The organism is Nesterenkonia sp. K-15-9-6, assembly GCF_052656005.1.
In genome coordinates this window covers 191,271-212,025 of record NZ_JBQYEY010000004.1, presented here as the reverse complement: position 1 = coordinate 212,025, position 20,755 = coordinate 191,271, and the positions used below count along the sequence as shown (strand labels likewise).

Annotated in this window: 17 protein-coding genes; all 17 read right to left on the bottom strand. The window is 68.9% G+C overall.

All coding sequences use genetic code 11. From position 1 onward, the window contains the following. Nucleotides 1–7: 7 nt before the first annotated feature. Entirely contained in the window at nt 8–496 is a 489-nt protein-coding gene (gene rbfA / locus SD455_RS04350) for a 30S ribosome-binding factor RbfA (protein WP_445507347.1), read from the bottom strand. A gap of 125 nt (nt 497–621) precedes the next feature. Then, on the bottom strand, nt 622–3,507 hold the full coding sequence (gene infB, locus SD455_RS04345; RefSeq protein WP_311023715.1) for a translation initiation factor IF-2: 2,886 nt from the start codon (nt 3,505–3,507) through the stop codon (nt 622–624). A 202-nt stretch (nt 3,508–3,709) separates the two neighbouring features. Then, nucleotides 3,710–3,979 (bottom strand): YlxR family protein, encoded by a 270-nt coding sequence (locus tag SD455_RS04340; RefSeq protein WP_237090035.1) that lies wholly within the window; start codon nt 3,977–3,979, stop codon nt 3,710–3,712. Between the two features lie 190 nt (nt 3,980–4,169). Beyond that, nucleotides 4,170–5,174 (bottom strand): transcription termination factor NusA, encoded by a 1,005-nt coding sequence (gene nusA / locus SD455_RS04335; RefSeq protein ID WP_070160088.1) that lies wholly within the window; start codon nt 5,172–5,174, stop codon nt 4,170–4,172. A 104-nt stretch (nt 5,175–5,278) separates the two neighbouring features. Continuing rightward, the gene (gene rimP / locus SD455_RS04330) at nt 5,279–5,821 is read right to left on the bottom strand and encodes a ribosome maturation factor RimP (RefSeq protein ID WP_445507346.1); all 543 of its coding nucleotides are present in this window, start codon (nt 5,819–5,821) and stop codon (nt 5,279–5,281) included. 180 nt (nt 5,822–6,001) lie between these two features. Beyond that, nucleotides 6,002–7,072: a hypothetical protein gene (locus tag SD455_RS04325; protein ID WP_445507345.1), complete on the bottom strand. Its 1,071-nt coding sequence runs from the start codon at nt 7,070–7,072 to the stop codon at nt 6,002–6,004. 258 nt (nt 7,073–7,330) lie between these two features. Then, nucleotides 7,331–8,134: a TSUP family transporter gene (locus SD455_RS04320; RefSeq protein ID WP_445507344.1), complete on the bottom strand. Its 804-nt coding sequence runs from the start codon at nt 8,132–8,134 to the stop codon at nt 7,331–7,333. A 12-nt stretch (nt 8,135–8,146) separates the two neighbouring features. Next, nucleotides 8,147–9,952 carry a proline--tRNA ligase gene (locus SD455_RS04315; RefSeq protein ID WP_445507343.1) on the bottom strand — a complete coding sequence of 602 codons (1,806 nt, stop codon included), beginning with the start codon at nt 9,950–9,952 and terminating at the stop codon, nt 8,147–8,149. 84 nt (nt 9,953–10,036) lie between these two features. Continuing rightward, nucleotides 10,037–11,041, bottom strand: coding sequence for a hypothetical protein (locus SD455_RS04310; RefSeq protein ID WP_445507342.1), 1,005 nt, complete (start codon nt 11,039–11,041; stop codon nt 10,037–10,039). A 180-nt stretch (nt 11,042–11,221) separates the two neighbouring features. Then, nucleotides 11,222–12,772, bottom strand: coding sequence for an arabinosylfuranosidase ArfA (gene arfA, locus SD455_RS04305; RefSeq protein WP_311023704.1), 1,551 nt, complete (start codon nt 12,770–12,772; stop codon nt 11,222–11,224). A gap of 93 nt (nt 12,773–12,865) precedes the next feature. Beyond that, nucleotides 12,866–13,756 (bottom strand): carbohydrate ABC transporter permease, encoded by an 891-nt coding sequence (locus SD455_RS04300; RefSeq protein ID WP_070160079.1) that lies wholly within the window; start codon nt 13,754–13,756, stop codon nt 12,866–12,868. After that, on the bottom strand, nt 13,753–14,721 hold the full coding sequence (locus tag SD455_RS04295) for a carbohydrate ABC transporter permease (protein ID WP_237090036.1): 969 nt from the start codon (nt 14,719–14,721) through the stop codon (nt 13,753–13,755). The genes SD455_RS04300 and SD455_RS04295 overlap by 4 nt, the downstream gene beginning before the upstream one ends. Further along, on the bottom strand, nt 14,718–16,049 hold the full coding sequence (locus tag SD455_RS04290; protein ID WP_311023702.1) for an extracellular solute-binding protein: 1,332 nt from the start codon (nt 16,047–16,049) through the stop codon (nt 14,718–14,720). Before SD455_RS04290 ends, SD455_RS04295 begins: the two co-directional genes overlap by 4 nt. Nucleotides 16,050–16,266: 217 nt before the next feature. Continuing rightward, a complete protein-coding gene (locus SD455_RS04285) occupies nt 16,267–17,337 on the bottom strand; it encodes a LacI family DNA-binding transcriptional regulator (RefSeq protein ID WP_311023701.1) in 1,071 nt (356 codons plus the stop codon). A gap of 66 nt (nt 17,338–17,403) precedes the next feature. Beyond that, the gene (locus SD455_RS04280) at nt 17,404–18,378 is read right to left on the bottom strand and encodes a GNAT family N-acetyltransferase (RefSeq protein WP_445507341.1); all 975 of its coding nucleotides are present in this window, start codon (nt 18,376–18,378) and stop codon (nt 17,404–17,406) included. After that, nucleotides 18,332–19,501 (bottom strand): flavodoxin-dependent (E)-4-hydroxy-3-methylbut-2-enyl-diphosphate synthase, encoded by a 1,170-nt coding sequence (ispG, locus tag SD455_RS04275; protein WP_070160073.1) that lies wholly within the window; start codon nt 19,499–19,501, stop codon nt 18,332–18,334. The genes SD455_RS04280 and ispG overlap by 47 nt, the downstream gene beginning before the upstream one ends. A 193-nt stretch (nt 19,502–19,694) precedes the next feature. After that, a complete protein-coding gene (locus SD455_RS04270) occupies nt 19,695–20,714 on the bottom strand; it encodes a sugar phosphate isomerase/epimerase family protein (protein ID WP_070160071.1) in 1,020 nt (339 codons plus the stop codon). Nucleotides 20,715–20,755 lie beyond the last annotated feature (41 nt).

Genomic DNA, 20,755 nt, shown 5'->3' with positions numbered 1-20,755 from the left:
CAGCCCCTCAGCGTCCGTCAGCGGAGTCGGTCCCCTCGGACGCGGCGCCCTCGGCGCCGGACCCTGCGGACTCACCATCGGCGAGCGAACGGTACGGGTCCTCCCCTCCGGCCGGAGCGGCCTGCTCCCGCAGAGCGGCGACCTTCTCGTCCTGCTCCTTGGCCTTGCGCAGCAGGTCCTCCAGATGCGCGGCGGACTCCGGGATCTCGTCGGCGACGAACTCCAGAGTCGGGGTCAGGCGGATGGTCAGCTGCCGGCCGACCTCGTGCCGCAGCACACCCTGGTGCGCGGCGAGCACCTCCTCGGCACTCCGGCGGGCGTCGTCGTCGCCCATGACGGTGTAGTAGACGGTGGCATGCTGCAGGTCATTGGTGACGCGTGCGTCGGTGACCGTGATCAGCTCGGCGCGCTCGTCCTTGACCCGACGGCGCAGCGCCTCGGCGACGATCACCTTGATGCGCTGCGCGAGCCGTGCCGCGCGTGCTGGATCAGCCATGATGGCCTCCTCGAAAAGTCGAAAGATGAAACCCAGCCTAGGACAGTCCCAGACCAGACAGGGACACCTCCGGGGACCGCATCGCGTGGATGCGATCCCCGGAGGTGTCAGGCGTCACAGGACGCTCAGGAGCGCGGAATCTCCCGCATCTCCCAGGTCTCGATGACATCACCTGCGTTGATGTCGTTGAACGACCCCAGGCCGATACCACACTCGAAGCCGTCGCGGACCTCGGTGGCGTCGTCCTTGTAGCGGCGCAGCGACTCGATGGCCAGGTTGTCCGCCACCACATTGCCATCGCGCACCAGACGTGCCTTGGCGTTGCGGCGGATGACGCCGGACCGGACGATCGAGCCGGCGATGTTGCCGAACTTGGAGGAGCGGAAGACCTCGCGAATCTCCGCGCTGCCCAGCTGCACCTCCTCGTACTCCGGCTTCAGCATGCCCTTCAGCGCGGCCTCGATGTCATCGATGGCGGCGTAGATGACCGAGTAGAAGCGCATGTCCACGCCCTCCTGGTCAGCCAGGTCCTGGACGCGCTCCGCAGGACGGACGTTGAACCCGACGATCACCGCGTTGTCCACAGTGGCCAGGTTGACGTCGTTCTGCGTGATCGCACCCACGCCGCGGTGGATGACCCGCAGCTGCACCTCGTCGCCGACGTCGATGCCCAGCAGCGCGTCCTCCAGCGCCTCGACGGCACCGGAGACATCGCCCTTGAGGATCAGGTTCAGCGTGTCGATCTTGCCCTCGGCCACGACCTGGTCGAAGTTCTCCAGGCTCACGCGCTTGCGACGCTTGGCCAGCATCGCGTTGCGCTCGGCGGCCTCACGCTTCTCCGCGATCTGACGGGCCGTGCGGTCGTCCGGAGTGACCAGGAAGCTGTCACCGGCGCGCGGCACCGAGGACAGACCCAGCACCTGCACCGGACGGGACGGCACGGCCTCCTCGACCGCGTTGCCGTTCTCGTCGAACATCGCACGCACACGGCCGAAGGCGGTGCCGGCGACCATGTTGTCGCCGACCTTCAGGGTGCCGGACTGCACCAGGACGGTGGCCACCGGACCGCGGCCCTTGTCCAGGTTGGCCTCGATGGCGACGCCGCGGGCCTCCTTGGACGGGTTGGCGGTCAGCTCCAGCGCCGCGTCGGCGGTCAGCAGGACCGCCTCGAGCAGCTGGTCGATGTTCGTGCCCTGGATCGCGGAGATGTCGACGAACATCGTGTCGCCGCCGTACTCCTCCGGAATCAGCTCGTACTCGGTGAGCTGACCACGGATCTTGTCCGGGGCGGCGCCCTCCTTGTCCATCTTGTTGACCGCCACCACGACCGGCACATCGGCCGCCTTGGCGTGGTTCAGGGCCTCCACCGTCTGCGGCATGACGCCGTCGTCGGCGGCGACCACCAGCACCGCGATGTCGGTGACCTTCGCACCACGGGCACGCATGGCGGTGAACGCCTCGTGACCGGGGGTGTCGATGAAGGTCAGGCCGCGCTCCTGGCCGTCGTGCTCCACGTGGACCTGGTAGGCGCCGATGTGCTGGGTGATGCCTCCGGCCTCACCCTCGGTGACGTTGGAGTTCCGGACGGCGTCCAGCAGACGGGTCTTACCGTGGTCGACGTGACCCATGACGGTGACCACCGCGGGGCGGGCCTCCAGGTCGTCCTCGTCCTCGGCCTCGGCCTCGGCCGCCAGGTCGATGTCGAAGGACTCGAGCAGCTCACGGTCCTCGTCCTCGGGCGAGACGATCTGGACCTTGTAGCCCAGCTCCTCACCGAGCAGCTGGAAGGTCTCCTCGTCCAGGGACTGGTTGGCGGTGGCCATCTCGCCGAGCTTCATCAGCACCGTGACCAGTGCTGCCGGCTCGGCGTTGATCTTCTCGGCGAAGTCGGCCAGGGAGGAGCCGCGACGCAGCCGCAGGATCGTGGTGCCGTCGCCCTTGGGGACGCGGACGCCGCCGATCTCACGGGTCTGGCGCTGCTCCATCTCCTGGCGCTTGGCGCGCTTCGACTTCCGGGACTTCGAACGGGACGGACCGCCGCGCCCGAAGGCGCCCGCCGTGCCGCCGCGTCCACGTCCACCACGACCCCGCGGCGGACCGCCGGCGGGAGCACCAGGACGGCCGGGACCGCCGCCGGGCCCGCCACGACCTCCTGCCGGAGCAGGGGTCTGGCCGGGCATCATGGACGGCTTCGGACGAGCTCCGCCGCCCTGGGCCGGGCCCGGACGCGGACCGCCGGGACGCGGGCCGCCCTGCGAGGGGGCACCCTGCCGGCCGCGGCCACCGCCGGGACGGGGGCCGCCGCCACGCTCGGAGCGCATGCCCTGCTGCGGGGCGAACGGGTTGTTGCCCGGGCGCGGGCCCGGACGAGGACCGGGGCGAGGGCCTCCGGATCCGCCCGGACGCGGAGCCGGACGCTCGCTGCCGCCCATACCCTGCTGCGGGGCGAACGGGTTGTTGCCCGGACGCGGACCCTGACGGGAGCCGCCGGGCTTCGGAGCGCCGGCACCCGGCTTGGCGCCGGGCTTGGGCGCGCCCTTCTGGGGGGCGTCGGTGCCCTGGGCGGGCGCCGAGGGGCCGCCGTCTTCGCGAGGAGCCTTCGGCGCCTGAGCCTGAGGCTCCTGGGCCTGCGGCTCCTGGGCGGCGGGCTTCTGCTCGGCCGGGCCGGGAGCAGGCTTCTGCCCCGGCTTGGGACCGGGCCTGACCGCACCGGGCTTGACCGAGCTGGGGGTCGGCGCAGAACCTGCGCCGGGCTTCGGGGCAGGCTTCGATGAGGCGCCTGCCGGGGACCCGTCCTTCGACGCGGGAGCGCCGGAGCCCTTGGAGGACTCCTTCTTGGCGCCGTCCTTCTTCGCGCCGGGGAACGCCGCACGGAGCTTCTTGGCCACCGGGGGTTCCACCGTGGATGACGGGGACTTCACAAATTCGCCCATCTCCTGCAACTTGGCAAGAGCATCTTTGGACGTGATGCCGAGCTCCTTGGCGAGCTCGTGTACGCGGGCCTTGGCCACATTACTCCTTGTCTGGCCCGCACAGTGCCCCGCCGAGATCAGCGGGGCTGATGTCAGCGGTTCACCGGACGGAGCCGTCGAACGTTCTGAGATTCATGACGGAGTCACTCAGGGATGTCTTCACTGGGCACTCATCCGTCGGTGCTCATCGGGTGTCCATCTCTTTCCAACCCGCTTTCATCTGGTGTGTGCTGGGACATCGTCAGCTTCGGCGTCTCGACCGCGCGGCGGCCTCGACGTCGTCGAAGCTGAGGGACTCGACGCTGACAGGTCGGCGGAACGCCCTCGAGAAGGCCTTCCGCCGCACTGCTGTGTCGAAGCATTCCTGCTCCGGATGGATCCACGCCCCGCGGCCGGGCATCCGACCTGCGGCGTCGACCACCACGCGTCCAGGCTGTGAAGCCTCACGGCGCCGACCGGGCGACCGGTCGACATCGGGCTCCGCGGCCTCGGGCGCCAGCGCGAGTCTCACGACGTCTCCCTGCTCAACCCGTCGGCGACAGCCGACGCAGGTGCGGACAGGGACCATGACAGTCTACCCCCTCAAGGTGGTCACTGGAGAATCATCCTGCGACACGTCCCCCACGGGCGGCGCCGGTCACCGTCATGGCGGCGGTCCACCGGTGGGTCAGGGGACGCGGCGACTCCTCAGTCGTGATGGGTCAGGGGGCGTCCGGCGCAGCAGGGGCCGCCGGCGTGTTGGGGGCGGCGTCGGAGGCGATGTCGATCCGCCAGCCGGTCAGCTTCGCGGCCAGGCGGGCGTTCTGCCCCTCCTTGCCGATGGCCAGCGACAGCTGAGAGTCCGGGACGATCACGCGGGCGGAGCGGGCGTTCTCGTCCAGGATCGTCACGGAAGTGACCTTCGACGGCGACAGCGCGTGGGCGATGAACTCCGCCGGGTCGTCGCTGTGATCGATGATGTCGATCTTCTCCTCGTTGAGCTCCGTGGTCACCGCCCGGACCCGCGAGCCCATCGACCCGATGCAGGCGCCCTTGGCGTTGATGCCGGGCTGCGTGCTGCGCACTGCGATCTTGGTGCGGTGGCCGGCTTCCCGAGCGATCGCCGTGATCTCCACTGTGCCGTCGGCGATCTCCGGCACCTCATGCTCGAAGAGCTTCTTCACCAGGCCCGGGTGCGAGCGGGACAGCGTGATCGAGGGCCCTTTGAGCCCCCGGTGGACGTCGACCACGAAGGCACGAAGACGCGAACCGTGCGAGTAGACCTCGCCGGGCACGTGCTCCTGCGGGGGCAGCACCGCCTCGACCGAGCCCAGGTCCACCTGCACCATATGGGGGTTCCGCCCCTGCTGGACGATGCCGGAGATCAGCTCGCCCTCGCGGCCCTTGAACTCGCCGAGGACCTGATCGTCCTCGGCGTCCCGGATGCGCTGCATGATGACCTGGCGGGCTGTGGAGGCGGCGATGCGGCCGAAGTTCTTGGGGGTGTCGTCGAACTCGCCCAGGACAGTGCCGTCCTCGTCGAACTCCTTGGCCCAGACGGTCACATGACCGGTGGACTGATCGATCTCGGCCCGGGCGTGCTTCAGGGCGCCCGGAGACTTGTGGTATGCCAGCACGAGTGCCTGCTCGATGGCCGGTATCAGCTTCTCGAGGGGAATGTCACGCTCTTTGACGAGCATGCGCAGGGCGCTCATATCGATATCCACTTGTTCCTCCAGTTCGCCCGGACATCTCTGGCCCGGTCCGATCGTTCTGTGCTCCGTCGCTGGTCATCCGACCGGGGGTTCGGTCGGCTCATCGCTCGGTATGGTCACTCCGTGTGGGAAAACTCTACCTGCACCCGGGCGCGGCTGATGGCATCGAAGGGAAGCTCCACCGGCTCGCTGTACTTCACCGGCATCCCCTTCTTCGGCGCCGGCCGCTGCTCGGCGACCACCACGCCGTCGTCGGTGACCTCCTGAAGACGGGCCAGCATGTCCGGCTGTCCCTCCCGCTCCAGCTCCAGCAGCCGGCCGATGTTGCGGGCGAAATGCCGCGGCTCGGTCAGCGGACGGGTAGCCCCGGGCGTGGAGACCTCCAGCTCGTAGGAGGTGAGGTCCTCCAGCGCCTCCGCCTCGTCCAGCGCCGCGGAGATCGCCTCGGAGACGGCGGCCACGGAGTCCAGGTCGACCTGCTCGGTCCCGGTGGCGTAGTCGACGACCACCCGTACCGTGGCGATGGCCCCGTCGACCAGCTCCACTTCCTCCAGGAGCAGGCCCTGCGCAGCGACGATCGGCTCGATCACGGGGAGCAGCTCCGCGGCGCGGGGGTCGCGGGCCTTCTCCCCCTCACGGGGTCGGCGAGGGGCGGCCATGGTGTCTACCTCCGACATCGGGTGCTGGTGCGCCTCGATTGTATCGGCCCAGGACGGCGCCTTCTGCCACGCTCCCCCGGCTGCGCCAGGGGCATGATCTCGCCCCTCCATGATTCCTCCGCCTCTGCTAGATGACAGGGGCGTTCCCATCAGGTGGGGGCAGACAGACATCAGAGAGTCTCAGCCTTCTGGTACTCCGACCTCCCGCAGCAACCTTCCGAGCGATGTCGGATGGGACGCCTCCGGCCAGCACCAGCGGACCACTCCCAGGCCGAGTGCCCGCAGTTGGTCCTCCCGCACCTTCTCCTCGAACACCGCCTGCGCCACATCGACGCCGCTGAGCTCCCTCGCCCTGGTGTACTTCATCTTCCCGTCGAACTCGCCCACGAGTCCGAGCTCGGGCCACCAGAAGTCGACGCGCGCGCGGCTGCCGTCCGGCAGGTCGAACACCTTCTGCAACTCCGGCAGGAGCAGGCCTGCCTCGACCATTCGTGCACGGGACAGCGACTCCCCCGGTGACTCCGCCGCCGGATCAGACACCTCCCACGCAAGGGTCCACCGCTGCGTGGCCATCCGTGACGTGGGGAGATGCTCCCACTGTCCGAGACTGTCCTGGGAGAGCTCGGTGAGACGTCGATGGCGGCCAGCTCGGAGCGCATCGAGCACGACGACGGCCTCATCGAACCTGAGTCGCGGAAGCGTGTCCATCACTGCGGCCTCCAGCAGCTCCACGCGGAGCACCTGGCCGAGCCCTGGAGGGCCACCGAGCACCTCGACATCCAGGGACGGTTCTGGGGTCAAGACGCGTCGTGTACTGACGCCGTTCAGATCATGGGCCGTGAGCCGCCGCCCCTCGGGACCGCGTTCCCGCGACAGCATCTGGCGGACGACGGCGTCCGACGCGGCACCGGTCAGCGGCGCGGGGCTTCGCCGCCCCACTTGCTGCCGTCGCGCCGTCCGGACGTGGACGACCCGGGGAGTGCGGAGCAGTGGGAGGCCGTGCAGCGCCAATGCGGTCTCTCGGCAGAACACGCTGTCGGGGCGCCAGAGCGCATGGGCCGCGGCGGCCATCAGGTGACGATCCCAGGGGTACGCCTGGAACCACTGAGATGCGGGGACGTACACGCTCCGCCGCAGCCGCAGCATCTCGCCTCGACGGACAGCCTGGCTCAGGGAGCTCGTCGTATGGCTTCCGTCCACATGGAGTCGTGAACGGATGAGCCGCATCGGATCCGCAGGGGTCGTCGTCATGATGTCCATGCCATGACTCTCCGGGACGGGGAACCCTCCGCGCGATCCCCGACCGGCATCTGTGGAGAACATCGGGACGGCCTGCCGTCCTGTGGTGGACGCAGACCGGGACGGAGGATGGAGCGCAGGACCATCGGGACACGGAGGACCGGCCGACCGACACGAACTTCCCCGACAAGATTCAGATGCCCCGCGAAGATTCGAGGGGATACGACATCTTGTGGGGGCGAGACGGGACCGCCGTGGGGCCGGGGCGCCTCAGCCGAACCAGGTGACGATGAGGTCCCAGCTCAGGTTCGCTACCAGCGCGAAGACCACGATCAGGAACACCACACGCACGAACCGCGACCCCTTGGCGATCGCCATCCGCGCGCCGGTGTATCCGCCGAGCATGTTCGCCACGCCCAGCAGCAGTCCGATCGCGATCAGCGCGTGGCCGGCGGGTCCGAAGTACAGCAGCGCGCCGAGGTTCGTGGCCGCGTTGACGATCTTGGCGTGCGCCGAGGCGTTGAGGAAGCTGTACCCGAGCACGGTGACCAACCCGATGATCAGGAACGTGCCCGTCCCCGGGCCCAGCACACCGTCATAGAAGCCCACCAGCAGGCCGATCAGCACCGCCCGGGAGACGTGCCCGAGCCCCACATGGCGCAGCTTCTCCAGCTGGCCCACGTTCGGCTTGGCCGCCGTGAAGATGCCCACGGCCAACAGCGCCAGCACGATCAGCGGCAGGATCACCGCCTCCGGAAGCCACGCGGCCACCATCGCCCCGCCGAAGCTCGCGCACAGGGCCGCGAGCGCCGTCGGCCCGGCCGTGGTCAGGCTGGGTTTCACGCAGCGGATGTAAGTGATCGCCGAGGTGGTGGTGCCGAAGATCGACCCCAGCTTGTTGGTGGCCAGCGCCTGCACCGGGGTGATGCCCGGCACCGTGAGCAGCACGGGCAGCTGCAGCAGCCCACCGCCGCCGACGACGGCGTCCACCCACCCGGCGGCGAAGCCCACCACCACCAGCAGCAGGATCGTCAGCGGCGAGATCTCGGCGAATGAACCGAGAACGACCTCCACGTGCGCCGGCCGTCAGCGCATCGAGGAGACACGCTCGACGACGGCCGTGACGGCGTCGTCGACCGGCACCTGCTCGGCCTGTCCGGAGCGGCGGTCCTTCAGCTCGATCATCCCCTCGGCCAGGCCGCGGCCGACCACCACGATGGTGGGCACACCGACCAGCTCGGCGTCGGAGAACTTCACACCCGGCGAGACCTTGGGTCGGTCGTCGAACATCACGGACACGCCCTGGGCCTCCAGCGAGGCCACCAGGGTCTCGGCGGCCTCAGCGATGGCCGGATCCTTGCCGGTGGCCACCACATGAACGTCGGCCGGAGCCACGGAGCCGGGCCACACCAGGCCCCGCTCGTCGTTGTTGGCCTCGGCGATCGCGGCCAGCACACGGGTGACGCCGAAGCCGTAGGAGCCCATGGTGACCGTGGAGAGCTTGCCGTTGACGTCCAAGACCTGCAGCCCCAGAGCCTCGGCGTAGCGCTTCCCCAGGTGGAAGATGTGCCCCAGCTCGATGCCGCGGCGGGTGCGCAGCGGCCCGGAACCGTCCGGAGCGGGGTCACCCTCCTGGACCACCACAGACTCGATGACGCCGTCCCAGGTGAAGTCCCGCCCGGCGACGAGACCGAAGACGTGCTGGTCCCGGTGGTTCGCTCCGGTGATCCATCTGGTGCCCGGCACCACGCGCGGGTCCACCAGGTACGGGATGCCGCTGGCGGCCTCCTCGCCGAGCACCTGCTTCTCCAGCTCCAGGCCGGGCCCGATGTACCCGCGGACCAGCAGGGGGTGGGCCTCCAGGTCCTCCGCCGTGGCCGCTTCCACGGTGACCTCACCGGCCGCACCGAGATGCTCGCCGACGGTGGCCTCCACGCGCTTGAGGTCCACATCGCGGTCACCGGGCACGGCGATCACCGCCACGCGCCTCTCCCCGTCGGGCATGACGACGGCGATGACCACGTTCTTCAGCGTGTCCGCCGCCGTCCACGGCCGGTCGGGGCGCGGGTGGTCGGCGTTCGCCGCAGCCACCAGCGTCTCGATCGTGTCGGTGCCCGGCGTGTGGTGCACCTCGGCCGGGGGCAGGCCGTCGACGGAGATCTCCTGCGGGGGCACCGTGGTGACGGCCTCCACGTTGGCGCGGTAGCCGCCGTCGGACTCCACGAAGGTGTCTTCGCCGATCTCACAGGGGAAGAGGAACTCCTCGCTGGCGGAGCCGCCCATGGCCCCGGAGACGGCGTCCACCGGGACCACGTCCAGCCCCAGGCGCTCGAAGATCCGCAGGTAGGCGGCCCGGTGCGCGTCATAGGCCGCTCGCTGGTCCTCCTCCTCGAGGCAGAAGGAGTAGGAGTCCTTCATGATGAACTCGCGGCCGCGCAGCAGCCCGGCCCGAGGGCGGGCCTCATCCCGGTACTTGGTCTGGATCTGGTACAGCGAGACCGGCAGGTCCTTGTAGGAGGTGTAGAGGTCCTTCACCAGCAGGGTGAAGATCTCCTCATGGGTGGGGGCCAGCAGGTAGTCCGCGTCCTTGCGGTCCTGCAGCCGAAAGATGTTGTCCCCGTAGTCCTCCCAGCGACCGGTGGCCTCATAGGGCTCCTTGGGCAGCAGTGCGGGCAGGTGGATCTCCTGGGCCCCGATCCGGTCCATCTCCTCCCGGACGATGGCCTCCAGCTTGCGCAGCACCATGATCCCCAGCGGCAGCCACGAGTAGACCCCGGGCGCGGCACGGCGGATGTAGCCGGCGCGCACCAGCAGCCGGTGGCTGGCCACCTCGGCGTCCGCGGGGTTGTCACGCAGAGTGCGGAGGAACAGATTCGACAGTCTCAGGGGCACGGTGAACTCAATTCCAGATCGTCGGGACTGCTGCCGAGAGGGAAGTCTACTAGGGCCCACCGTCAGTCCTGACCGTCAGGAGTCCTAGTCAGCGGAGTCCTCGTCAGCATCGGCGTCGGCACCCTCATCCGAGTCCTCGCCGTCGGAGTCCTCCCCACCCTCGCCGTCGTCGCCGTCGCCCTCGTCGTCGCCGTCGGTGTCCTCCTCATCCTCCTCCAGCGACAGGTCGTCGCCGGTCAGCTCCGAGAGCACCGCGGCCGCCTGCTCCTGAAGGTCTTCCACCAGATCCTCGACGTCGTCGTCCTCCGGTTCCTCATTCGGGGCTTCGGCCACGAGGACGATCTGCGAACCCTGGCGCAGCGCGACTGCGACCAGGTGGGTGCTCTCGTCTCCGACCGTCATCTCCTGGGTCAGTCCCAACCCGGCGTCTGCGGCGGTGCCCACCGAGAGGAGCTCCAGCGCCACCTCCGTGGAGGGGGACTCGTCGCCGCCGACGTCACGGGTGACGGTGTAGGACTCGCACAGCTGCAGGCCGTCCTCCTCGCCCGCCAGGTAGGCGTCGGCAGAGCGCCAGTCCGTGAAGGAGTACACGGTGGCCTCCCGCGCGCCGTCTGCCCCGTCGCTGTCAGAGTCGCCGTCCGTGTCGCCGTCAGAGTCACCGTCGGAGTCGCCGTCGGAGTCGCCTGACTCGCCGTCGTCCTGCTGGATCGCATGGGCCATCAGCGCACCGTCGGGCAGCGGGCTGGCAGACTCCACCACATACTGCTTGCACTCCTGAGGGTTCACCCGGAGCCGCTGCAGCTCCGTCTCCAGGTCACGCAGACCCGGCAACACGTCATCGGTGTCCGTGATGCTCGCCCCGGTGAACTCGCTCTCGAGCGCCTCCCGCATCTCCTCATGGGAGAGCTGACTGCCCTCGGGCTCCGGCGCGCTCAGCTGCTGGGCACCACCCGGGTCCCCGATGGCCCCTCCCCCGCCGCCGGAGTCCCGGACGGCGACGTCGTCAGCGCACCCGGTCAGCGCCAGCGCCACACCCACGGCCAGGACCGGGACGACACGACGGCGGCGGCCGGGGGCTGACTGGGACATCTCGAAGGCTCCTCGCAGGGACGGCGGACGGCTCGGCAGAACGCGGCGGGGCCCGATCGGCCCTCGCTCGCAGGACTCCGTGTCCAGTATGGGCCCCGCCGCTGGGCGCCACCTGACCCGACGCGCGGACGGGCCGCGTGTCAGCCGAAGCTCACACGCGGCCCGTCGTCGCCCGCTCCCTCAGGCGGTGGCGACGTCCAGCTGCACCACCGCCCAGGACAGCGGCGGCAGCGTCGCCCGCAGCGCGCCGTCCTCCAGTCCCACCTCACGCAGGGGGGTCAGCCCGACGGCGTTCTGGTCGTTCAGCACATTGGCGGCCTTGCGGTCACGGCCCTCCGGGATGCTCAGCACCTCGGCTGAGACCACCGCCGTGGCATCCAGCCCGTGCAGGTCCAGCGTGAGGTCGTTGGTCTCCTCCAGCGAGCGGTTGGCCACGAACAGCGAGAGCTTGCCGGTGGTCTCGTCCCAGGTGGCGGCGGCGTCGACGACGTCGACGTCACCGAACCTCGCCGTGGAGACCTGGTCGGCGTCCACCGCCAGGCGCAGGATCTGTCCACGAGCCATCGCGGCGATCCGGGCGAAGGGCCAGAAGATCGACTGCCGCCAGGCCGGGCCGTCCTGCTCGGCCAGGATCGGGGCGATCACGTTGACCAGCTGCGCCTGGTTGGCGATGCGCACCCGGTCACCGTGGCGCAGCAGCGAGTGCATCAGGGTGCCGACCACCACGGCGTCGGTGACGTTGTAGGAGTCCTCGATCAGCCGCGGGTGCTGCTGCCAGTCCTTCGCTACGTTGTGCGGCTGGTCCTCGGTGTCCAGGCCCCGCTGGTACCAGACGTTCCACTCGTCGAAGGAGATGTCGACCTGCTTGCTGTGCTTGCCGGCGGCCTTGACGGCGTCGATGGTGGAGACCACGCCGTCGATGAAGGCGTCCATGTCCACGGCCTCGGCCAGGAAGGACGCGGCGTCGCCGTCGTGCTCCTGGTAGTAGGCGTGCATGGAGATGTAGTCGACCTCCTCGTAGGCGTGGGAGAGCACCGTGTGCTCCCAGGACCCGAAGGTGGGCATCCCCCGGTTCGAGGAGCCGACGGCGACCAGCTCCAGCGTGGGATCCACCAGCTTCATGGCCTTGGCGGTCTCCTGGGCCAGCCGGCCGTACTCGTCGGCCGTCTTGTGGCCGATCTGCCACGGACCGTCGAGCTCGTTGCCCAGGCACCACAGCTTGATGTCGAAGGGGTCCTGCGTGGTGCCGGTGGCCGCGCCGTTCTTCCGGCGCAGGTCCGACCAGTAGGTGCCGCCGGGGTGGTTGGCGTACTCCACCAGGGCGCGGGCCTCCTCCACCCCGCGGGTGCCGAGGTTGACCGCCTCCATGACCTCGACACCGGCCTCCCGGGCCCAGTCGACGAACTCGTGCAGGCCGAAGGCGTTGGTCTCGATGGTGTGCCAGGCGCCGTCGATGCGCACCGGTCGATCCTCCACCGGGCCGACGCCGTCCTCCCACAGGTAGCCGGAGACGAAGTTCCCGCCGGGGTAGCGGACCACGGTGGGGCCCAGCTCCTTGACCAGGGCCATGACGTCCTGGCGGAAGCCGCGCTGGTCGGCCTGCGGGTGGCCGGGTTCGTAGATGCCGGTGTACACGCACCGACCCATGTGCTCCACAAAGGATCCGAAGAGCCGGTGGGGGACATCCGCGACGGTGAAGGCGCGGTCGACGGTCAGATGGGCCTTGGACATGAGTCTCCTGTTCTTAAAGGGTGAGGGGATGTCTGGAGAGAGCTGGGCGCCCCGGCGGCACCGCCGTACGACGGCGCCGCCGGGGTGGGGAGGTCACTTCCCGCCGAAGCCGGTGGTGGCCACACCCTGGACGATCTGGCGCTGGAAGAAGAGGAACACCACGATCAGCGGCAGCGCGGCCAGCACGGCCTGGGCCATCACCTGGGCATAGGCGACGCCGTAGGCGCTGATCACGGTCTGCAGTCCGACCGGCAGCGTCATCAGCAGCGTGTCGTTGATGATGATGAACGGCCACAGGAAGTTGTTCCACGCTTGGATGAAGACGAAGATCGACACCGCTCCGAGGATCGGCTTGGACAGCGGCAGCACCACCGACCAGAAGACCCGCAGCCGTCCGGCGCCGTCCACCCGGGCGGCGTCCTCCAGCTCGATGGGCACTGCGTCGAAGAACTTCTTCAGGATGAACACGATCGGCGCCATGACCACCTGCGGCAGGATCAGACCCCAGTAGGTGTCGACCATGTTGAACGCCAACATCTGGTAGTACAGCGGGATGATCAGCACCTGCGGCGGCACGATGATCGACGCGATGACGGCGAAGAACACGGTGGCCCGGCCGCGGAACTGCATCCGGGAGAACGCGTAGGCGGCCAGCGCGGAGATCGCCACGGTGAGGAAGGTGATCACCGCCGAGGTCCAGAAGCTGTTCCACGCCCAGATGTAGACGTTGCCCTCGGAGAGGACCGTGTCGAAGGCCGCGAAGGAGATGCCCTCCGAGCCGATGAGCGTCAGCCGACCGGAGGCGGCGTCGGTCTCGGTCTTCAACGAGGTGGCCACGGCCCACACGAAGGGCAGGAGCCAGACCAGAGCCATCACGGTCAGGGCGATGAAGGCCAGGATGCGGGCCGGTGTGAAGGGCCCCTCCCCCGGCTTGTAGCTGCGCTTGACGCTCCCGATCTGCGGGAGTGCTGCCGTGGTGGTCATCGCTGCCCCTTCCTGCGGTTGAGGATGCCCATCTGGATCACGCCGACCACGACGATCAGGGCGAAGAACACGTACGAGATGGACGCGGCATAGCCGAAGCGGTAGCCGACGAAGCCGGCCTCGAAGATGTACTGCACGATGGGCCGCGAGGTGTCCGAGGAGATCCCGCCGAGCATCTGGTAGGCCTGGTCGAAGAGCTTCAGCGAGGCCAGGATCTGCAGGATGAAGATCACCCCGGTCACGGGCAGCAGCTGCGGAATCGTGATCGACCACAGCTGGCGCCAGCGGCCGGCGCCGTCCACCGCCGCGGCCTCGTACTGGCTCTCCGGGATGTTCTGCAGTGCGGCCAGGTAGAGCAGGAAGTTGAAGCCGACCGTCCACCACACGGTGGCGATGGTGATGGAGATCAGGTCCAGGTGCGGGGTCTGCAGCCAGGCCAGCGGCTCCAGTCCGACGGCGGAGAGCACCGCGTTGGCCGCGCCGATCTCCGGGTTGAAGATCCACGCCCAGATCTGTGAGATCACGGTGGAGGCCAGCAGGAACGGCATGAAGAAGGAGAGTCGCCACAGCCACTGCCCCGGCAGGCCGGTGTTGACCAGCAGGGCCATGACCATCGCGAAAAGCACCAGGGGCACAGTGGAGATGATCGTGAACCACACGGTGTTGCGGATCGCGCCCCACATCGTGGAGTCGGCGAAGGCCTCGGCGTAGTTGTCCAGGCCCACGAAGTTCCCGCCCGAACCGGCCAGCGACTGGTCGGTGAAGCTCAGCCAGGCGCCGTGGAGCATCGGCCAGACGACGAACATCAGGAACGCGATCATGAAGGGGGCCAGAAAGGCCCAGGCCACCAGGCGCTCCTTCCGGCGTGCGGCCCGTTCGCCGACCTGGGCGATGCCGGTGCCGGGCGGTGCCTTCTCGTCGAGGCGGTCGGTCTTCTCGGTGGTGGTCATTCGGATGTCGCTCATACCTGCTCAGCCCCCTCCGGGTCCACGGGGTTGGGATTGGACAGGATCGAGTTCACGTAGGAACGGAACTGGTCCAGGGCGTCCTCGAAGCCGTCTCCGGCGGTCATCGCGCGCTGGAACATCTGCCCCAGCTCGTTGACGAAGTTCGACCCGGATCCGGTGAACCAGGCGGTGGGGTCGTAGACGATGTGGTCGGCGGCGTCCGCGTAGTTGGCCTGCGGCAGCAGCTCCTGATACTCCGGGCTGTCCACCACGGGCAGATAGGCGGCGATATGGCCGGCGGTCGCCCAGTTCACGGAGTCTTTGAGCAGCTGGGCGACGAACTCGTAGGTATGCTCGCGAGCCTGAGGGTCCGGGCTGAGCTGGTGCGGCAGCACGAAGGAATGCGAGTCCGCGTAGGTGATGGGCTCGCCGAAGATCGGCGGAATCATGTCCATGTCCACCGGGATGCCGGCGTTCTGCATCGTGGGCAGCTCCCAGACGCCGCTGAAGAACAGCCCGGTGCTGCCGGAGGAGAACTCCGCGACGGCGGAGTCGTAGTTGCCGCGGCTGGAGGCGATGGCCCCGTCGACCAAACGGCTCATGTACTCCAGGGAGCTGAGGAAGGCGTCATCGTCGATGACGGCTTCGCCTCCGTCGGGGAACTCCATGGTGACCCCGTGCTGGGCGTAGAAGGTGTAGAAGAGTCGCCAGATCTGCGGAGCGTCACCCAGGAATCCGTAGGACAGCGCGTTGCCGCCGGTCACTCCTCCGATCTCCTCACACAGGGAGATGAACTCGTCCGGGGACTGCGGGACGCTCAGGCGTCCGTCGCCTTCGAGGACGCCTGCCTCCTGGCAGATGTCGCGGTTGAACATCATCAGGAACGGATGGGCATCGAGCGGCACGCTGTAGAGCTCGCCGCCCACGAGGCTGTTCTCCCACATGGGGCCCGTGAAGGTGGACTCGTCGACGCCGAGCTCGGCGAGCTGTCCCTCGTCCCACGGGTCCAGGAGGCCGCCCGGCACATAGCCGGGCACCCGCGTGGAGTGCATGATGGCGACCTCCGGGGCCCGGCCGCCCGCGCCGGCCATGGCCAGCTTCGTGTAGTACGGGGTGCCCCAGGCCAGCACGGTGGGGCGGACGAAGAAGTCGTCCTGGGAGTCATTGATGCCGTCCAGCAGCTCGGCCATGGTGATGCCGTCGCCGCCGCTGAGCAGATGCCAGAACTGCAGGGTGGTCCGGTCAGCGGGCCCGACGTTGGGCGCGCATCCGGCCAGCGCGGCAGCTCCTGCGCCGGCGAGCGCGCCGCCGAGGAGCTGCCTCCTGCTGAGGATGGGTCGTCTCATAGATGCTCATTCCTTGGTCGGGACCATGGGGTCCGCAGGTGCGCCCCCATCATCTTTACATCGATGTAATTTTGCCTCGGAGAACCCAGCCCCTTTCCTTCCACGCTCGGCCGAGCGTGATCGAAGACAGGAATTCCATCGATGGAACTACGCCTCAGAGAATCTCCCTGTGGCGCACATCACGATGGGCACCATGCTACTGGAGACCTGACGCCCGTCAAGGCGAGCCCGTCGGGACATACCCCGCGGGGGTGCCCTGGGTGGACTCGCGGAGCACCAGCCGGTGCGGGATCACCACCGCCTGAGAGGGGCCATCGTCGCGCCGCCCCACCCGTTCCTCGAACCGCGCTGAGAGCAGGTCCAGGGCGGCACTGACGTAGTCGGTCCGGGTGAAGGCCACGGTGGTCAGCGGCGGCAGGGTGAACGCCGCATGCTCCACGTCGTCGAAGCCGGTGACCAGCACGTCCTCGGGCACACGGAGCCCCGCCCGGTGCAAGGCGTGCAGCGCACCGAAGGCCAACGTGTCGGTGAAGGCGACGACGGCGTCGAAGGGCACCTGCCGGGCCAGCAGCTCCTCCACAGCTGCCGCGGCCCCGCCGATGGTCCACTGCTCCACGTCCACCTGCAGCTGGGGGTCCGCCTCCAGGCCGGCATCGCGCAGAGCGTCCAGGTATCCCAGCAGGCGCAGACCGGCGGTGGCCTTGCCGTCCTGCCCGCGCACCGCGCCGCCCAGCGCAGCGATGCGACGCGCCCCGCGGGACAGCACATGCTCGGTGATCTCCCGGGAGGCAACGCGGCTGTCCACGTACACCCGATCAGCGCGATGCTGCTCCACCTCGCCGATGAGCACCACGGGCGGCAGATGGTCCACCCGTTCGATCACCGAATCCTCCAGACGGACCGGGTTGAGGATGAGCCCGTCGATCAGGTGGGTGCGCGCCCGGGAGACCAGGTCATGCTCCCGCTCGGGCTCTGCCGCGGTCTCCTCGAACTGCACGGCCAGACCCCGCTCATGGGCCTGCTCCACGATCGTGTGGGCGAGGTCGGCGGAGAAGGCCGTGGCGAGATCCGGAAGCGCCACCCCGATGATGCCGGTGCGCCCGTTGCGCAGCCCGCGGGCGCTCAGGTTCGGGACGAAGTCCAGCTCATCCATGGCCGCCTGCACCCGCTCCCGGGTCCCCTCCCGGACGGCCACCGCGCCAGTGAGCACGTTGGAGACGGTCTTCGGGGAGACTCCGGCGAGCTGGGCGACGTCCTTCATGGTGGCGCGCGTTCGAGGGTGAGGCATGGCTCCAGCCTACGCATCACCACCCGGGCGCGGATCGACCCGGGCCGTGTTGAGGAGACCGGCCTGTCAGAACAGGACCGTGGCGAAAGTGCCCACCTGGCGGAACCCGACGCGCAGATACGCTCGAAGCGCCGCGGTGTTGTAGCTGTTGACGTACAGGCTCACCGTCGGCGCCAGGGTGAGGGCATGGGAGACGACGGCGGCCATGCCGGTGGCCGCCAGGCCGCGCCCCCGGTGGTCCGGCCGCACCCAGACCCCCTGGATCTGCACGACGTCGTCGGTGACCGCCCCGTACTCAGCCTTGAAAATGACCTCTCCGGTGGCAGGATCCGTGAACACCTGCGAATGCCCTGCCAGGATCAGGGCGCGGATCCGCTCGCGGTACGGGGCCGAGCCCTGAGCATAGGGAGAGAAGCCCAGTTCCTCGGTGAACATGGCCGCACAGGCGGGCTCCACCTGGGGATAGTCCTCCACGGTGGCGGTCCGCACCCCGGGCAGGGGCTCCACCGTCGAGGACTGGGTGATCGTCAGCAGCGGCTGGTCGGCACGGACGTCGCGAGGACTGAGCCACCCGACGGCGTCATAGAGCTCCAGCACGGCCTCGGCGGGGCCATAGATGGATGAGACCCGGCGCCGCATGGCCCCCACCGCCAGGCCGAACAGCTCCGCCTGGGCGAGGTCGGCGCCGACCGGATTGATGTTGGACCCCACCCAGCAGGCGGCCGCGAGCTCCTTCCGGGTGACGGTGCCCCCGACGGCCGGACCCTCCTGTCCGGGCGGCCGCGTCGTCTCCGGGGGCGCGTCGATGCCCAGGAAGACCGCACCGTTGCGCCCCTTCCCCGGCCCGGCGCCGCCGCGGGCGGCGAGCGTGGTGATCACCGAGACGTTGGAGACGGGATCCGCCGCCATGAGTCGGCGCAACGCCGGGGTGTCCCCGGCGTCGAGCACACGGACGACCCCGCCGGTGGCCCGGTGGATCCGGCCGGCGAGGGTGTTAGCTGACGGAGACCACAGGGGCACCCGTTGCCTGAGCATCTCCATCGGTGTCCAGATCCATCTCTTCAGCGAGGCGGTTGGCCTCTGCGATCAGCGTCTCGACGATCTGGTCCTCCGGCACGGTCTTGATGACCTCACCCTTGACGAAGATCTGTCCCTTGCCGTTGCCGGAGGCCACACCGAGGTCGGCGTCGCGCGCCTCCCCCGGCCCGTTGACCACGCAGCCCATGACGGCCACGCGCAGCGGGACCTCCATGCCCTCCAACCCTGCGGTGACCTCGTCCGCCAACGTGTAGACGTCCACCTGCGCGCGTCCGCAGGACGGGCAGGAGACGATCTCCAGCTTCCGGGGCCTCAGGTTCAGCGACTCCAGGATCTGGCTGCCCACCTTGACCTCCTCGGCCGGCGGAGCGGACAGCGAGACACGGATGGTGTCACCGATGCCCTTGGCCAGCAGGGCGCCGAAGGCCGTCGCCGACTTGATGGTGCCCTGGAAGGCCGGCCCGGCCTCCGTCACGCCCAGATGCAGCGGCCAGTCGCCACGCTCGGCGAGCATCTCGTAGGCCTGGACCATGATCACCGGGTCGTGGTGCTTCACGGAGATCTTGAAGTCGTGGAAGTCATGCTCCTCGAACAGCGAGGCCTCCCAGACCGCCGACTCCACCAGCGCTTCAGGGGTGGCCTTTCCGTACTTGTCCATGAGCCGCTTGTCCAGGGACCCGGCGTTGACGCCGATGCGCAACGAGGTGCCGTGGTCCTTGGCCGCCTTGGCGATCTCGCCGACCTTGTCGTCGAACTTCCGGATGTTGCCGGGGTTCACGCGGACCGCACCGCAGCCGGCCTCGATCGCGGCGAACACGTACTTGGGCTGGAAATGGATGTCCGCGATCACCGGGATCTGCGACTTCATCGCGATGATCGGCAGCGCCTCGGCGTCCTTGTCCGTGGGGCAGGCCACACGCACGATGTCGCAGCCCGAGGCGGTCAGCTCGGCGATCTGCTGCAGGGTGGCGTTGATGTCGTGCGTCTTGGTGGTGGTCATCGACTGCACGGAGATCTGATGATCACTGCCGACGCCGACGCTGCCGACCTGGAAGTTCCGCGTCTTCCGGCGCGGAGCCAGGACGGGCGGAGGGGCGGACGGCATGCCGAGGTTGATGGCGGTCACGGACTCTCCTGGGGTGTTGACTGTGCTCGCGGGGAGGTTGTCCCGGCTGCTCCCATGGTACGCCGCCGAGCTGACGAGCTCCCATTCCTGGCCGCAGGGGTGGCCAGGCTCACCGTGTTCGGGTCGAGCCCGACCGCCCCTTCACGCTGACCGCCCCTGCACGCTGACCGGCACGGCTGCCCTGCCCGTTCGCCTACTGGTTCGAGAAGGCGGCGTCGAAAGAGGCCTCAGGACGCTTCCACAGCAGCGAGCGGATCCGCCCCACCGCCTCGGCGGCACCGTGGAGGCGGTCCATGCCGGCGTCCTCCCACTCGATGGAGATCGGTCCGGAGTAGCCGATGTGCTCCAGCGCGCGGAAGGCGTCCTCCCAGGGGACGTCCCCGTGGCCGGTGGAGACGAAGTCCCAGCGGCGGCGCGGGTCACCCCACGGCAGATGGGAGCCCAGGATGCCGTTGCGGCCGTTGGGCGGACGCAGGCGGGTGTCCTTGCAGTCGACGTGGTAGATGCGGTCAGCGAAGTCGGTGATGAACCCGACGGCGTCGATCCCCTGCCAGAACATGTGGGAGGGGTCCCAGTTCAGGCCGAACGCCTCCCGGTGGCCGATCGCCTCCAGCGCTCGGACGGTGGTCCAGTGATCATAGGCGATCTCGGAGGGGTGCACCTCCAGAGCAAACTTCACCCCCTGCTCATCGAAGACGTCCATGATCGGGTTCCAGCGGTCGGCGAAGTCCTGGTAGCCGGCGTCGATCACCTCGGCCGGCACGGGTGGGAACATCGCCACGTACTGCCAGATCTTCGAGCCGGTGAACCCGACGACGACGTCCGCACCGAGCTTGCGGGCCACCCGCGCCGAACGCTTCATGTCCTCCGCGGCGCGCTGACGCACACCTTCAGGGTCGCCGTCGCCCCAGACATAGTCACGCAGGATCGCCTGGTGACGGAAGTCGATGGGGTCGTCGCAGACGGCCTGGCCGCCCAGATGGTGGGAGATCGCCCAAACCTTGAGCCCGTGACGCTCCAGGACCTCCAGGCGCGAGGCCACGTAGTCGTCGTCCTCGTCGGCGCGTTTCAGGTCCAAGTGGTCGCCGCTGGCGGCGATCTCCAGGCCGTCATAGCCCCATTCGGCGGCGCGGGCCGCCAGCTCCTCGAACGGCATGTCGGCCCACTGTCCGGTGAACAGGGTGACGGGATGGGAGGCGTGTTCTGTGGTCATGTCTCTCCTTCTCAGATCCAGGGATCGGGGATTCGATGCGG

Coding starts and splice junctions, on each gene's coding strand:
- rbfA (WP_445507347.1), bottom strand. CDS start 496: ATGGCTGATCCAGCACGCGCGGCACGGCTCGCGCAGCGCATCAAGGTG.
- rimP (WP_445507346.1), bottom strand. CDS start 5,821: ATGGCCGCCCCTCGCCGACCCCGTGAGGGGGAGAAGGCCCGCGACCCC.
- SD455_RS04325 (WP_445507345.1), bottom strand. CDS start 7,072: ATGACGACGACCCCTGCGGATCCGATGCGGCTCATCCGTTCACGACTC.
- SD455_RS04310 (WP_445507342.1), bottom strand. CDS start 11,041: ATGTCCCAGTCAGCCCCCGGCCGCCGCCGTCGTGTCGTCCCGGTCCTG.
- arfA (WP_311023704.1), bottom strand. CDS start 12,772: ATGTCCAAGGCCCATCTGACCGTCGACCGCGCCTTCACCGTCGCGGAT.
- SD455_RS04300 (WP_070160079.1), bottom strand. CDS start 13,756: ATGACCACCACGGCAGCACTCCCGCAGATCGGGAGCGTCAAGCGCAGC.
- SD455_RS04295 (WP_237090036.1), bottom strand. CDS start 14,721: ATGAGCGACATCCGAATGACCACCACCGAGAAGACCGACCGCCTCGAC.
- SD455_RS04290 (WP_311023702.1), bottom strand. CDS start 16,049: ATGAGACGACCCATCCTCAGCAGGAGGCAGCTCCTCGGCGGCGCGCTC.
- SD455_RS04285 (WP_311023701.1), bottom strand. CDS start 17,337: ATGCCTCACCCTCGAACGCGCGCCACCATGAAGGACGTCGCCCAGCTC.
- SD455_RS04280 (WP_445507341.1), bottom strand. CDS start 18,378: ATGGAGATGCTCAGGCAACGGGTGCCCCTGTGGTCTCCGTCAGCTAAC.
- SD455_RS04270 (WP_070160071.1), bottom strand. CDS start 20,714: ATGACCACAGAACACGCCTCCCATCCCGTCACCCTGTTCACCGGACAG.